The 15,484-nt window shown below is 39.3% G+C and carries 13 protein-coding genes; 5 read left to right on the top strand and 8 right to left on the bottom strand.

Annotated features, from left to right (window positions below; translation table 11 throughout):
* The first annotated feature begins 91 nt into the window (after positions 1-91).
* Both ACYSNQ_RS13490 and ACYSNQ_RS13495 read left to right on the top strand, forming a co-directional pair.
* A complete protein-coding gene (locus tag ACYSNQ_RS13490; protein WP_426084098.1) occupies positions 92-1,063 on the top strand; it encodes a ring-cleaving dioxygenase in 972 nt (323 codons plus the stop codon).
* A 19-nt stretch (positions 1,064-1,082) separates the two neighbouring features.
* A complete protein-coding gene (locus ACYSNQ_RS13495; protein WP_426084099.1) occupies positions 1,083-1,703 on the top strand; it encodes a flavin reductase family protein in 621 nt (206 codons plus the stop codon).
* 561 nt (positions 1,704-2,264) lie between these two features.
* Here ACYSNQ_RS13495 and ACYSNQ_RS13500 read toward each other — a convergent pair.
* The 4 genes from ACYSNQ_RS13500 to ACYSNQ_RS13515 form a co-directional block, all read right to left on the bottom strand.
* Positions 2,265-2,630, bottom strand: coding sequence for an iron-sulfur cluster biosynthesis family protein (locus ACYSNQ_RS13500; RefSeq protein WP_426084100.1), 366 nt, complete (start codon positions 2,628-2,630; stop codon positions 2,265-2,267).
* An 86-nt stretch (positions 2,631-2,716) separates the two neighbouring features.
* Positions 2,717-3,214, bottom strand: coding sequence for a gamma carbonic anhydrase family protein (locus tag ACYSNQ_RS13505; protein ID WP_426084101.1), 498 nt, complete (start codon positions 3,212-3,214; stop codon positions 2,717-2,719).
* Between the two features lie 212 nt (positions 3,215-3,426).
* The gene (locus ACYSNQ_RS13510; protein WP_426084102.1) at positions 3,427-5,193 is read right to left on the bottom strand and encodes an ABC transporter ATP-binding protein; all 1,767 of its coding nucleotides are present in this window, start codon (positions 5,191-5,193) and stop codon (positions 3,427-3,429) included.
* Entirely contained in the window at positions 5,190-6,920 is a 1,731-nt protein-coding gene (locus tag ACYSNQ_RS13515) for an ABC transporter ATP-binding protein (RefSeq protein WP_426084103.1), read from the bottom strand. The genes ACYSNQ_RS13510 and ACYSNQ_RS13515 overlap by 4 nt, the downstream gene beginning before the upstream one ends.
* A gap of 475 nt (positions 6,921-7,395) precedes the next feature.
* On the opposite strand from ACYSNQ_RS13515, the gene ACYSNQ_RS13520 reads away from it, so the two are divergent.
* On the top strand, positions 7,396-7,608 hold the full coding sequence (locus tag ACYSNQ_RS13520; RefSeq protein WP_426084104.1) for a DNA-directed RNA polymerase subunit epsilon: 213 nt from the start codon (positions 7,396-7,398) through the stop codon (positions 7,606-7,608).
* A gap of 3 nt (positions 7,609-7,611) precedes the next feature.
* Positions 7,612-9,288, top strand: coding sequence for a ribonuclease J1 (rnjA, locus tag ACYSNQ_RS13525; RefSeq protein WP_426084105.1), 1,677 nt, complete (start codon positions 7,612-7,614; stop codon positions 9,286-9,288).
* Positions 9,289-9,438: 150 nt separating this feature from the next.
* On the opposite strand, the gene ACYSNQ_RS13530 is transcribed toward rnjA, so the two are convergent.
* The 4 genes from ACYSNQ_RS13530 to ACYSNQ_RS13545 all read right to left on the bottom strand — a co-directional run bounded on the left by ACYSNQ_RS13530 (position 9,439) and on the right by ACYSNQ_RS13545 (position 12,511).
* Positions 9,439-9,639: a cold-shock protein gene (locus tag ACYSNQ_RS13530; RefSeq protein ID WP_202066772.1), complete on the bottom strand. Its 201-nt coding sequence runs from the start codon at positions 9,637-9,639 to the stop codon at positions 9,439-9,441.
* Positions 9,640-9,790: 151 nt separating this feature from the next.
* Positions 9,791-10,486, bottom strand: coding sequence for a RadC family protein (gene radC / locus ACYSNQ_RS13535; RefSeq protein WP_426084106.1), 696 nt, complete (start codon positions 10,484-10,486; stop codon positions 9,791-9,793).
* A 56-nt stretch (positions 10,487-10,542) separates the two neighbouring features.
* Positions 10,543-11,202 carry an HAD family hydrolase gene (locus tag ACYSNQ_RS13540; RefSeq protein WP_426084107.1) on the bottom strand — a complete coding sequence of 220 codons (660 nt, stop codon included), beginning with the start codon at positions 11,200-11,202 and terminating at the stop codon, positions 10,543-10,545.
* The gene (locus ACYSNQ_RS13545) at positions 11,189-12,511 is read right to left on the bottom strand and encodes a bifunctional folylpolyglutamate synthase/dihydrofolate synthase (protein ID WP_426084108.1); all 1,323 of its coding nucleotides are present in this window, start codon (positions 12,509-12,511) and stop codon (positions 11,189-11,191) included. The genes ACYSNQ_RS13540 and ACYSNQ_RS13545 overlap by 14 nt, the downstream gene beginning before the upstream one ends.
* A gap of 400 nt (positions 12,512-12,911) precedes the next feature.
* On the opposite strand from ACYSNQ_RS13545, the gene ACYSNQ_RS13550 reads away from it, so the two are divergent.
* The gene (locus ACYSNQ_RS13550; protein ID WP_426084109.1) at positions 12,912-15,473 is read left to right on the top strand and encodes a YfhO family protein; all 2,562 of its coding nucleotides are present in this window, start codon (positions 12,912-12,914) and stop codon (positions 15,471-15,473) included.
* Positions 15,474-15,484 lie beyond the last annotated feature (11 nt).

Raw genomic sequence — 15,484 nt, forward strand, 5'->3', positions numbered from 1 at the left:
AGCCAAGACCTATCTATTGCTTTTATTTTCATTTGCCATTATACTTACTTTTAGTAAGTTAAAAAAATCGAACCAGTTGGAGGTACTATTTATGGATACACAAATTAGAGGAATTCACCATGTAACAGCAATGACATCTAGTGCTGAAAAAATTTATCGCTTCTTTACTGATATTCTCGGTTTGCGCTTGATAAAGAAGACAGTAAATCAGGATGATATTGAAACCTATCATTTATATTTCACAGACGACTTGGGGAGTGCAGGAACAGATATGACTTTCTTTGATTTCCCTGGAATCCCTAAAGGAACTAAAGGAACAGACTCCATTTCCAGAACCTCATTCCGTGTAAAAAATGATGCTTCCTTGACTTATTGGATTGATCGGCTTAATCAACATGAAATTGATCATGGAGAAATTCAGGAGCGTTTTGGAAAAAGCTATGTAGAGTTTGAAGATTTTGACGGTCAGCGTTACCAGCTGATTTCAGATGAAAAGAATACCGGTGTAGCTGCTGGTGTTCCTTGGAAAAACAGTAATGTTCCAGCTGAACACGCAATTGTTGGTTTAGGACCCGTCTTTGTCACTGTTGAAAATTTTGAGCATATGCAGCTGGTTCTGACTGAGGTTTTAGGCTTTCATTTAATCGATGCTGAGGGCAGTTTTCATCTATTCGAAATTGGTGAAGGCGGCAATGGTGCCAGCATTATCGTAGAGCACCGTGATGATTTGCCTAAAGCTTCTGAAGGCTTTGGAAACGTGCATCACTTGGCACTGCGTGTTGCTGATGAAGAAGCTCTGCGTTTTTGGATTGACCAAATTAATAAACTAGAATTTCCAAACTCTGGCTTTGTTGAGCGTTTTTATTTTGAATCTGAATACTTTATGGCCGCACCACATGTTCTATTTGAGCTTGCTACTGACGGCCCCGGATTTTTACAGGATGAAACGTATGAAAATGCCGGTGAAAAGCTTTCCCTTCCACCATTTCTAGAACCAAAAAGAAAAGAGATTGAAGCTTTCGTCCGTCCTTTTGATACTACAGATGCCAACGAACAAAGATAAAGCCGAAAGGGTGAAACGCATGCTGCATTATTCTAGTAATCAGCTTTCAAAAAAGCAACAATATAAGTTTTTATCCGGCAGTATTATTCCCAGACCAATTGCCTGGGTAACAACGCTGAATCAGGACAATAATGTAGTTAATGCAGCTCCTTTCAGTTTTTTTAATGCCGCCGCTTCGGATATCCCGCTCATTAGTCTGGCTATTCTAAGAAAAAACGGACTGATGAAGGACACAGCGAGAAATATTCTTGAAAACCATGAGTTAGTTATTCATCTTGTTGATGAGGAAATTGTTGAAGTGATGAATCAAACTGCTGCTTCGTTGCCTGTTGATCAAAGTGAAGTGGTCGTAAATGCGCTTGACACAATCCCTAGTCAGTCGGTCTCCGTGCCAGCAATCAAAAAAGCCAAGTTAAGGATGGAGGCCCGGCTGCATCAGCATATTCCTTTGCAAAATCATACAGGCACTATCGTGACTGATATGATTATTGCTGAGGTTACGGACTTTTACTTTGATCAGACAATTTTTGATAAAGAATCCGAGTATATCCTGCCGGAGACATTTCGACCAGTTGCCCGCTTGGCTGGCAATTCCTATACACAAATGGGCACTATTTTTGACTTAACTAGACCTGAATAATAAATGTACTAGCCCGTTATTGGACAACAGCTTATTATAAAACTAAAAAAGATGCGCCATTATCCGTTCGATAAATGGCACATCTTTTTTCAATAGGCGGATGGGACAGAAGTGTTTAGTCCCGAGAAAATAAGAAGAAATTCACGAAAATGACAGGAAACACGAATGTGAGCTAGTCGATGTCGACTGATTCCTATCTGGTGTTCTCCAAATTTTTGTGAGTTTCGGCTTATTTCCGAAGGTCTTGCTCCTGCGGTTACTCGTCGCAGATGGTAATAAGGCATGTGCTCCTGCGGTTACTCGTCGCAGATGGTAATAAGGCATGTGCTCCTGCGGTTACTCGTCGCAGACGGGTAGTAAGGCATGTGCTCCTGCGGTTACTCGTCGCAGTTTAATGCTGGTATGTGCTACTGCTCCCACTGTTTATCCGGATTCCATGTGAGTAGGATATAACTCATTGAGGTCATGTCCCACTCGCTTCACATGGTACTACTACCGCAAGATAAGCTAAAAAATACGGAGATAAATACTCTAATGATAGACACCATGCACTTTGTCCTGTTAGCCTGTTGTTCGTTCTGGCCGTAAGTCAACAATCTGCACACTACTGTCCAATGTTCCGCTAGGCGTTTTAAGATTCAGCGTATGCAGCCGCTGATCGAAATCCAGTGTCATTTCCTCGTCAAGATAGCGCTTAGAATAATCTTTTATATAGATATCCCCAATACTGCTTTCCACCAACGCATCATAGTCCTTCTTAGACTGTGAAGAATTTAAAATCAGAATGCGAAAGCTCATGTCTAAAGAACAAAAACCAACTTTGGAATATTCACCGGCCCCATCATCCATGTCTAGAATGACTATTGTATTTTCGTTTACATAGCTGGAAAGTTTTTTCTGTGCCTGGTCTGTAATTTTTAGATACATCGCTACCCTCTCCTTCTGCTTCCATTTTAACACCTATTCCTAAATTCTCCGATTAGTCTGCTTCTGTTTGCATCAATCCTATCTTTTTAGTTCCTGACTGCTTGAAACTCCCCATTTTGATGCTTCTTTCCCAATTCAATATAGTGATCCGCATTCCTTTTGTTTTTAGCAATCTCCTCTTTCGTCAACGGACGAATGACTGTTGCAGGACGTCCCAAAGCTAGAACATTTGGCGGAATCACAGTCCCTTCTGTTACTAGTGACCCGGCCCCAATCAAACTGTTTTCACCGATGACAGAGTGATTTAATAAAATACTACCCATACCTATAAGTGCTCCGCTTTTTATCTCACAGCCATGAATAATACACTGATGTCCGATTGTTACATAGCTTCCAATGGTCACCGCTGCCTGCGGATCTACATGAATGATTGTGCCATCCTGAATGTTGCTGCCTTTTCCTATCTCAATTGTCTGATTATCTCCCCGCAATACTGTTTGATACCAAATACTCACATCTTCTGCCAGCCGAACATCACCGTAAACATCTGCACTTTCTGCAATGAAACCTTGTTCTTTCGTCATCATTTTCCCTTCTTTCTTTCACTCTAGTATAGCAAATTCCAGACTTGCTTTCTAAATAAAAAAGGACTGAAGTCTAGTCAAAATGACTAGACTTCAGTCCTTAGCACCGCATAAATGGGATTTTGAATCTTCTCCATTCTTCGAAGGTTTGTGGTAACCACCTTAGCTTTACCAGATAGTGCGATTACCTTAGCGACCTTTTTTTCTATTCTTTAATCATAATCACCGTCTTCTGCAAACTGACTGTTATACAGTTTTTCATAAAAACCACCTTGTGTTAGCAATTCTTCATGGGTACCTTTTTCTATAATTTCTCCTTGATTCATTACGAGAATCAAATCTGCTCCTCTAATTGTGGATAAGCGGTGAGCTATTACAAAACTAGTACGTCCTTGCATAACCTTATCCATAGCTTTTTGAATCAACGCTTCTAATCGCGTATCCACGGAACTGGTCGCTTCATCCAAGATTAAGATTTTCGGATCAGAAATTACTGCGCGGGCAATCGTAAGCAGCTGCTTCTGCCCTAGTGAGACATTATCTCCCTCTGCATTGATTTCCATATCGTAGCCGTCAGGCATTGTACGAATAAAATGATCTACATTGGCCGTCTCTGCTGCATCAACAACTTCATAATCAGTTGCATCCAGCTTTCCAAAACGAATGTTGTCCGCGATTGTTCCCTGATAAAGCCAGGCATCTTGGAGAACCATGCCAAAAACAGAGCGGACATCGCTGCGATTCATCTGTTTCGTATCCACACCATCAATTTTTATAGCCCCTTCATTCACATCATAGAAGCGCATCAACAGATTAATTAGGGTAGTTTTCCCGGCACCTGTTGGTCCAACGATAGCAACTGTCTGTCCAGCCTTCACTTCAAAATTTAAGTCACGAATTAATGGTTTTTTCGGATCATAGCTAAAGCTAACATTTTCAAACAACACATCGCCTTCTACTGAAGCTGGCAGAGGAACATCCTGAGAATTTACGATTTCCTCTGGTTCATCAAGAATCTCGAACACACGCTTGGTCGCCGCTGAGGCACTTTGCAGCGCAGCCGATAATTGTGTGATATTTCCCATAGGCTGGCTGATTTGCCAGATGTATTGAATCATTGCCTGTAGTTGACCAACAGCAATAATCTCCAAAATAACATCCCGACTTCCCAGAACAGCAATCACAATATACGTTGCATAAGCTGTCAGTTGAACCAGCGGCATCATCAGCCCAGAAATAAACGTTGCTTTAAACCCATAATTCTGTAAAGTTGCATTTACTTCCTTGAATCCTTCAAGGGTTTGCTTTTCCCGGCCATAAAGCTTTAAGATACTAAAGCCAGTCATATTTTCCTGTACATAACCATTCATATCACCCAAAGCATTCTGCATGTTTTGGAAGTATTTCTGTGAAATTTTAACGATTGTCTGTGATATGAAGATAGATAATGGAATCATAATCATAGAAATCAACGCTAGACGAATATTGATATAAAACATCATTGATGCCGCCATAACAATTCCTAGTACAGCAGAAATAATATTGATGAAGCTTTGTTGGAAGGCATTGCTTACTGCATCCACATCATTCGTTACACGTGAAAGAATATTCCCCTGCTGATTTTTATCAAAATATGAAACCGGCAGACGATTAATTTTTTCATCGATATCCCGCCGTAAATCCCTCATCGAATGCTGTACAACATTAGTCATCAGGTAGCCTGATAAAAACTGTGTTATACAATAGCCAAGTCCCACAATCAAAATCCAAACCAGACACTGCTTGATATACTCGAAGTTAATCGATTCGCCATTGGAAATATTTTTAGCTATTTCCGTTGTCGGAAGCCCTGAAACATATGGCATTGCCGCGTTTAATGCGACTGTTAAGACTGTAAAAATAATGACCAAAATAAAATGCGTTTTATAAGGTCCTATATATTTCCCTAAACGTTTAACGGAAGAAAGCCCATTTTTCATGCCAATTCCTCCTCTGACAATTGAGAAGCTGCAATATCATAATAAATAGGACAGTTCTCAAGTAATTCCTTGTGGGTTCCCATTCCCACGATGTTTCCTTCATCTAATACGATGATCTTATCGGCATGCATAATTGTTCCCACACGTTGGGCAACAATCAGAACCGTAGATTCTTTTGTTTCTTTTTTCAAACGGGCACGCAATTTAGCGTCAGTCTGATAGTCCAGCGCAGAAAAACTATCATCAAATATATAGATTTCAGGATTTCTGATAACGGCACGAGCAATTGATAACCGCTGCTTCTGTCCGCCAGAGAAATTTGCGCCGCCTTCTGACAGCAGCTCGTCAAAGCCTAGTTGTTTTTGCGAAATAAAATCAGAAGCCTGGGCAATATCCGCTGCACGCTCCATCTCTTCCATCGTCGCATCTTCCTTACCATAACGAAGGTTTTCAGCAATTGTTCCAGTGAAAAGAAGTGCTTTTTGCGGAATATAACCAATTTTTTCTCTCAATGCAGCTAAATTATACTCCCGCACATCTACACCATCAATCAGCACTTGACCTTCAGAAATATCATAAAACCTTGGAATCAATTGAATCAAGGTTGATTTCCCACTCCCTGTACTTCCAATGAAGGCAACGGTTTCGCCAGGGGACGCTGTAAAGCTCACATCCCGAATAACCGGACTTTGCGCATGGCCTGGATAAGCAAAGGTTACGTTTTTAAATTCTACGTAGCCTTTTTGCTGTGTTTCAGTAACTCCTTTAGGATTTTCCTTGATATCAGGATCCATATCAAATGCTTCTTGTATTCTTCGAGCAGATACCGCAGCCCGAGGATACATCATGAACATGCTGGCAAACAACATAAAAGAAAACAGTGCATGAAAGATATATTCAATAAAGGCTATCAAATCACCCACCGCTAAGCTGCCGGCATCAATTTGAAGTGTCCCATTCCAAATAATTAATACCATTACGATATTAAATAGAAAGAAAAAGCCCGGCTGAGCAGCAGCCATTAACCGGAAGAGACTCTTCGAACTGCTGGTGTAGTTTTCATTGACTTTTTTAAAGCGGGACTCTTCGAACTTTTCATTCACAAAGGCTCGAACCACACGCAGCCCAGACAAGTTTTCCCGAAGGATACTATTAATTCCATCTAGATTTTTCTGCTGCTTGTTAGATAAAGGTTCAGAGACCTTAGCAATCATAACTACGGCCAAAAGCAGAATCGGTAATGCTCCTAAAACAAAAATACCAAGCGATGGACTTGTACGGACCACCATAACTAGGCTGACAACAAACATCATCGGTGTCATAAAACCGATTCGCAGAACATTGCCCATAAAAAGCATAATCTGGTATGCATCATTGGTTGTTCGGGTAATTAATGAAGAAACACCCAACGTTTCATATTCCCTATGTGAGAATGACTGAATTTTTTCAAAAAGATCATTTCGAATATCCTGAATGATATTGGTTGTAATCCTCGCCCCAAAATAACCCAGCATGATATTCATAATCACACCGACAACAGTAATAATAATCATTAGTAGTCCCTGCTGCTTTACATAATCAAAATCGTTCTTTTGTATTCCGTTATCAATCATGCGTGCTAAGATTGTCGGCAGCCCCAATTCAATCAATATAAACCCAAATACACAAATGAAATCTGCAAGCAAAAGCTTCTTATATCTCATCGTGTAGCGCCACATCAATTTCAAATAATCATCTCCTTATTCAAATTTTAGGTCAGTGCTTTCACTATAGCACAAAAATAACCCAATGGTAAATCTTCATATTTAAAACAAATGATTTAATCTTTTATCATTTGTTTTTTAATTTTTCTGATACAGCTTTTCACGTTTCAGTGAGATTAGGAAAATATCTACAGTCATAGTTCTTAGACATCGCTTGCTGCCTTTTTTAAATTCTCTATAAAATAATCGTCCTTTCTATACTTCTTAATTGTTCTATGATAAAATATCAATAATTGTTGTACCCACAACACACAGGACGGTTGAATTTCTTCTACATATAATGGAGTAAGGCTAGACTCCATTCATCATCAACTCAATGTTTTTGATGGCAAATACTGAATAGGGTGGAGGACCACCTCGTTTTGTTGTGTCGAAATTTTATAGATACTAAAAATAATAAATTAAGCATGCATAAGCATGTATGGAGGAGAATATAATTATGATTTTTAAAGTTTATTACCAGGAAACTAAAACAAGAAACCCAAAAAGAGAAGATACATTGTCTATTTACGTTGAAGGCGAAAGTGAAGTGGCAGTGCGTCAGCTAGTCGAAGATAATACCCTGTACAACATTGAATTTATTCAGCTTCTTGAAGGAAATCATTTAACTTATGAGCAAGAGCATGCTGAGTTTAAATTAACGGAGTTTTAACCTATGAGAGTGAATATAAAAAACAATGAGACGGGTGTATTCGGTATCGGCGGTCTTGGCGAAATTGGCAAAAACACTTACGGTGTACAGTTTCAGGATGAGATTATCCTGATTGATGCAGGAATCAAATTTCCTGAGGATGATTTGTTGGGAATTGATTATGTTATCCCTGATTACAGCTATATCATCCAAAATCTGACAAAAGTAAAGGCATTGGTTATCACCCACGGACACGAAGATCATATTGGCGGTGTTCCTTTCCTGTTAAAACAGGCGAATATTCCTATTTATGCTGGACCTCTTGCTCTAGCATTGATTACCAATAAGCTGGATGAACACGGATTACTCCGTGATGCAGAGCTTCATGAAATTAACGAAGACAGCGTGATTCGTTTCAGAAAAACATCAGTTAGCTTCTTTAGAACAACTCATAGTATTCCGGATGCTTTGGGAATTGTTGTCAAAACACCTCCGGGAAATATCGTTGCCACAGGAGATTTCAAGTTTGACTTCACGCCTGTAGGAGAACCAGCCAATCTCCATCGTATGGCAAAAATCGGTGAAGAAGGTGTTCTATGTCTGCTTTCCGATAGTACAAATGCTGAAATCCCAACATTTACAAAATCCGAGAAAACAATCGGTACTTCAATCATGAGAATTTTTGAAAAGATTGAAGGTAGAATTATCTTTGCCAGCTTTGCTTCAAATATTTTTCGTTTACAACAGGCTGCTGAAGCTGCTGTCCGAACTGGGAGAAAAATCGCTGTATTTGGGCGTAGTATGGAAAATGCCATTGTGAATGGCGAACGTCTGGGATATATCAATGTGCCCAACGGTACATTTGTGGAAGCCTCTAAGATTAATCAGCTTCCAGCAAATGAAACAATGATTCTATGTACTGGGTCTCAAGGAGAGCCTATGGCTGCTCTGAGCCGTATTGCCAACGGAACTCATCGGCAGATTTCTGTACAGCCAGGAGATACGGTTGTCTTCTCCAGCTCGCCTATTCCCGGAAATACAACTAGTGTTAACCGGCTGATTAACCTACTTTCAGAAGCTGGTGCAAAAGTGATTCACGGTAAAATCAATAATATCCATACTTCTGGTCACGGCGGTCAGGAAGAGCAAAAGCTCATGCTTCGCCTTATGAAGCCTAAATTTTTTGTTCCTGTTCATGGTGAATTTAGAATGTTGAAAATCCATGCTTCCTTAGCAATGGATGTGGGAGTTCCCGAAGAAAACTGTTTTATTATGGAAAACGGGGATGTTCTTGCCTTAACTGCAGAGAGTGCTCATTCAGCTGGTCACTTTAATGCCAGCGATGTTTATGTAGATGGAAATGGTGTTGGCGACATCGGAAATATCGTCTTGAGAGACAGACGTATTCTTTCTGAAGAAGGTCTTGTCCTAGCCGTTGCCACAGTTGATATCAAAAATAAAATCATTCAGGCTGGTCCTGATATTCTGTCCCGCGGCTTTGTCTATATGCGTGAATCCGGAGACATGATTAATGAAGGACAGCGGCTCTTGTTCCATGCACTTCGTGAAGCGCTGAAAGACAGTAACTGTACAGAAGCTAAGCTATGCGAAGCCATTACCGCTACGTTACAGCCTTATCTCTTTGAAAAAACAGAACGTCACCCAATGATTTTACCAATGATTATGACAGTTAATGATTAGAAATTTTAAATACCACGAACTCAACTGAAAGGTCGAGTCCGCGGTATTTTTTTTGGTTCTATAATGATTATTTTCCCGCAATTTAGCATGTACCCTTTTTCTTCTACAAAAAAACACCTGAATGAACATCAGGTGTTTCGAATGGACATATTATTGTTTTTCAACGTTTACCGCTTGAGGTCCGCGATCTGAATCTTCAACATCAAAAGTTACTGCTTGACCTTCTTCTAAAGTTTTGAAGCCGTCACCTTGAATTGCTGAAAAATGAACAAATACATCGCTTCCATCTTCACGAGAGATAAAGCCAAACCCTTTTTCTGCGTTAAACCATTTTACTGTTCCTTGTTCCATTACCTGTTCCTCCTCGTGCTTAAGCACTGAAATAATTGTAACTTTGCCCGTTTACGATAGAGGATTTTAATCAATAAAAACTTCTATACTGTCCCAAACAAGATTACAAGTTTATTCTACACGCGCTTTTTTATTTTTGCAAGAAATGTAATTAGTTACCCCTCAAAAAATTTTCTTCCCGCATACTAATGTATCCGCTGTGACCGACAATAATATGATCCAGCAGCTCAATTCCCATCATTTCTCCGCACTCCTGCATTCTCCGTGTAAACAGGATATCACTTTGAGAAGGTGTAGGATTTCCACTCGGATGATTATGGGCTAAAACAATTCGGGCTGCTGAATACTTTACTGCTCCTTTAAATATCTCTCTAGGATGAGCGATACTCTGATTTAGCGAGCCTTTGAACACAGTATCCTGTCGAATCACTTCATTTTTTGTGTTCAGGTAGAGACAGACCAGATGCTCCTGTTGAAAATCTCTCATCTCATAAATCAGCTCCTGGGCAATTTGATAGCTGGATGAAATCTTACCCATTTTCACCGGACTGCTCTGCTGTAGTCGATAACCGAACTCAACAGCAGCTCTTAGCTCGATTGCCTTAACCTTGCCAATTCCTTTGATAGACATCATCTCGTGAAGTGACGCATTTTTTAGTTCATACAGATGTTTAAAATGCTTCAAAATAATAGATGCCAGTTCCATCACATTTTTCTCTCTTGAACCGGTTCTCAACAGAATCGCCAAGAGCTCTTGATTGGATAATGCTTTTTCACCGACAGCTTCCAACCGCTCTCTCGGCAGACAATCCTCTGGCATTTCGTGAATAAATAGTTTCTTTTCCATAAAACAGCTCCTTTTCGTACTCTAATAAAAGATACGCAAAGGAGCTGTTTTTTCTATCAGATGCTTAGATAGGTTGGTACATCATTCAGACTGTTCAATACTTTTAGTGTTTTCACTTTTAACTCCTCATCAGGCTGCAGCAAATCAGGAATCATAATTACCGGTATACCTGCGGCGTAAGCGGCGTTCACACCATGGGATGAATCCTCAAGAACCAGTGTTTTTTCCGGTTTAGTACCGAGTAATCCGGCTGCCTTTTGAAAAATCTCAGGGTCTGGCTTCGCCCGGCTAACATCTTCAGCGGATACAATCTGTTGAAATCGGTCACTGATACCGGCATTTCCAAGCAAAAGCTCAATGGCAGGCCGAACGTTGCTTGAAGCAACAATCTTCGGAATATTGTTTTCTTCAAGGTAATCCAACAATTCGATTACACCAGGCTTCATTGGTACCTGACCGGCTTTGAATGCAGCTAACGTATCTGCATACGAACGCTGAATAAATTCTTCTACTTTTTCTTTACCGTGTGCTTCAAAAATACGATGGTAGTTCTCCTGAACCTCTTCGTCGGAAACACCCAAAAACTCAAGGTATAGCTCCTTTGTATAAGTGAACCCCATAATGTCGGCAATCTTTTGTGAGGATTGATAATAAATCATTTCAGTATCAAACAAAAGACCATCCATATCAAAAATAACACCGTCAAATTTTTTCATTCTTTCCTCCTATTGTCATTAATAAATCCCGTACCTGTGATACGAAATAAAGTGACCCAGTGACCAGCAGCATGTCTTCATTTGTCATCTTTTCGAGAATTTCTCCTAGCCCAAATTGCCAAAGAGAGACAATCTCGGTTTTTTCATCAGTAAAGTGCTCAAGTGCTGAAAGATTGACAGCTTTGGGATATTCAAATGTAGTTAAATAAATATGGATATTCGGTACTTGCTGCAGCAGTCGAATCATCTGATCTACATTTTTGGTTGATAAGGATGAGAACAGCACATGAATTGACCGATCTTTAAACTCCTTCTCCAGATTCTCTACCAGCCGGCGAATGGCATGATCATTATGTGCCCCATCCAATACAATCATCGGCTCTTCACTAACTCGCTCCATACGGGCAGGCCAAATGGCCTTCATCAGCCCTTGGCGAATAGTTCGCGTTTGAAAGGGCTGCTTAGTCAGCTGGCAAAAGATTGCAAACAGTTCAATTGCCATGCCGGCGTTTTCTGTCTGATGACGGCCTAATAAAGGCGTTTTTAAATCTTTAATTTTCCCATTTTGATCTTGAAAGGTAAAAACCTCGCCCCATTCTTTATCTAGATGCTGATACATAACGTCATAAGCAGCCCCAAAACGATAGATAGCTGCATCTTGTTGCTCAGCCTGCTCTTCAATAACCGCTAAAGCGGGTGCTTCAATTTTTCCAGTGACAACAGGGATGCCTTTTTTTATGATGCCCGCCTTTTGAAAGGCAATTTTCTCCAATGTATCTCCTAAGATATCCGTGTGATCCATACCAATGGTTGTAATCCCTGTGAGCAAAGGCTCAACAACGTTCGTACTATCCATTAATCCGCCTAGGCCAACTTCAATAATAGCAACATCCACCTGCTCATTTAAAAAATAGTCAAAGGCCATTGCCGTTAGTGTTTCAAATTCTGTAATACCGCTGATTTCAGGTATTTCATCCATCGCTACAACAATCGGCTGATATTTTTCTACATAAGTAATGAGCTGATTATCAGGTATTCCTATTCCATCAATAGCAATTCGTTCATTGAATGTTTCTATATAAGGAGAAGTAAACGTACCGACCTTCAAGCCAGCTTCCTCCAGCAAACACCTTAAATAGGTTACTGTAGAGCCTTTACCATTCGTTCCTGCAATATGAATCGTAGAGACTTTTTTCTGCGGATTTCCAACACGCTCCAACAGCCCATTTACACGTTCCAAACCTGGACGTGAGCCAAAGGGCAGCCGACTATGAATCCATGCTATAGCTTCTTCTATTTTTATTGACATATTTTCGCCACCTCGCACCTCTTATTATAGCGAAAGCCTCCAATGATTTCACTAATAAAGAAAATTTACTGAAAAATTTTCTCAACGACATTTATTATCCGCGAAACAATAATAAGCAAAAAATTATCAGAATTTTTAAAGAATTACTTAAGTTCTCTAAAAAAAAGCAAATCTGTCTAAATATCCTCATGGATAAAACAGAGCTGTGATAAAATAACAACTGTTAAGTCTAGTAATAAGTATCCTTCTTAATGCAAAAATGATTTATTTCATATTTATTCTCAACTGTTTCATAATTTTTGCAGAAATTTTTGTTCCCATGCTACACTAGATGTCAGTATGAACAAATAAACTAGGTAATTGATGACTTAACTAACTGTTTGATTGAGGTGAAAAATAGATGAAGTTAAAGGAAAAAGGGTTGATTCTTGGTAGTTTTTTACTTCCGTTTACTATTGTTATTATACTTTGGATTATTTTAGGAGTTGCACCATTTGGAAACAATAACTTACTGGCAAGCGATCTTGGCAGTCAGTATTTACCATTTTTAAGTAATTTCAAACGATTTGTTGAAGAAGGCAACATGACCTTCTATTCTTTCTCTAATGGTCTTGGTGATACAATTTTCCCACTAAGCTCGTATTATTTGCTAAGTCCGTTCAATTTCTTAGCACTTTTGTTTCCCTATGAGCAGCTGCCGATAGCAGTTGTTTGGATTATTACTTTAAAAATTTCCTGTATTGGCAGCGCTATGTTCTACTATTTGAAAAGAACATATACAGATATTTCATCCTATACCTGGATTTTTTCTACTGCTTATAGTCTCTGCGGCTTTACAGCTGCTTACAGCATTAACTTTATGTGGCTGGATGCATTGATTCTGTTTCCTTTGCTCGCTTTAGGTTTACAGAAGCTCTGGTACGATAAACGCGTTACAATGTATGTTATTATACTTTTTCTAACTATTTTTACAAATTACTATCTAGGTTACATGGTTTGTATTTTTGCCGTTGGCTACAGTATTTATTTGTATTTAAAACAAAATGCTGCAACTTCATTTTTAGGTTTTGTCCGTGAAGGAAAAGTATTTTTTATTGCCTCCATTCTTTCAGGTCTGTCTACCAGCTTTATTCTACTACCTGCACTGGAAGGTATGCTTCAGACAAAGAAAACTGCTTTCAGTCTGCTGACGTTTCTGCCTTACCCTAAATTTGGTCTTTCTTTCTTTTCACAGTTTGGTATCGGCAATGTAGACTTCAATTTACGACTGGATCATTTGCCGACTGTTTTTTCTGGTCTATTAATTGTTCTTTTGTTTTTGACTTACTTTTTATTGCCGTCAATCTCAAAAAAAGAAAAACGACTTGCTCTCTACCTAACAGTCCTTTTATTTTTAAGTTTTTGGATTGAGCTTTTTAATACTTTTTGGCATATGTTTCAGAGTCCAGCAGGATTCCCATACCGCAATACGTTTATTTTTAGTTTTATCATGGTCAAATTTGCTTATGAAGCCTTCCTAAGAATACGATCGAAAGAAAAAATACCTGTAAAAGCACCCGTTATTTTTTCGACGGGTTTGATTGTAGGTTATGCGGCTCTTTACTTATTCAACCGAGAGTTTTTGCTGTCTTATAGTTACCCAGCAATTAGTTTAGTCCTTGTTTGGTGTTATTATTTCTTGTTTAACTATATTCAGCTAACAGCGAAATCACGCTGGCTGAAAACTACAGCAGCAGCCTTTATGGTCTTTACGATTTTTGCAGAGCTGGGTGGTAACTATTGGATTTCCTTGAAGGAAATTCCTTTTGGTAATCAGCAGGCCTTTGAACAAAATTACAAAGAACAGGCTAAGGTGCTTAGCACGATTGAAGGTGAGAACCTTTTTAGAATCAAGCATACTGTTGATTCTAAAAAGGCAGGCTATCTAGAAAAGAATAATGGCTATAACGATTCAATTCTTTACGGCTATTCCGGCATTTCCAGCTATACTTCCACACTGCATTCAGACACTCAGGATACATTAGCCGCTCTTGGTCTTTTCCAAAAAAATGACCGCCGGATTGGTTATGTGGATGATTCCCAGGTAGTGAACTTCCTGTTTAATGTCACTCATCAGATAACCCCAATAAAAACTGATGAAAGAGAATTGCTGTCAGAAAATAACCAAACCTTTGTTTACCAAAATCAGGAAGCTGTTGGCTTAGGTTTTTTAGTGCCTGAAAGCTTCGAAAAGGTCCACCTAGCTGCCAACAAGCCATTAGTGAATCAGGAAAACCTGCTTCAGGCAATTCAAAAAAATGAGGAACCTTATTTTAAAACAACAAAAAAAGCGGCTGAAATTATTTCTAAAGATAAGAAAAGCTATCACTTGGAGATTAATCCTGTTTCAGACGGCGAACTGTATTTTTATTTACCAAATATCAACTGGTCAAAAATAGAAAGCCTGACTGTTAATGGTAAAAAAATCAGTCCATCGATGTTCATTCATACAAATCAACTGTTTAACTTAGGTTATTTTTCAAAAAATGAACTGGTTGTTTTAGAGCTAAGCAGCAGCAAACAACTAACCCTCAAGGGGCTAGAGCTGGCGACACTGGATCAGCAGCTGTTCACCACCCTGACTGCTGCTAAGAAAAAACAAGCAATAGATTTACGGTGGACAAAAAAAGGCGAGCTTTTCGGCAATATTTCGGTAAAAAAAGAAAATCAACTACTATATCTATCTGTTCCTTACGACGATAACTGGCTGATTAAAGCCAACGGAAAAAAAGTAAAACAGGTAGCTGTGGCGGGCAATATGATGGCGATTCCTTTAGATGAGGGAACCTATTCCATCGCTATGGTATACCGTTCCATGAGCTTCTATGCCGGCGGACTGATTACTTTAACCACTATTATTGGTTTTCTGATTTTTCGTTATTGGATTCATATCAAGAAAAAGCGGGAGCTGCAAAGCTGCTAAATAAAAAACAA

This window comes from Enterococcus sp. LJL51, from assembly GCF_054871795.1.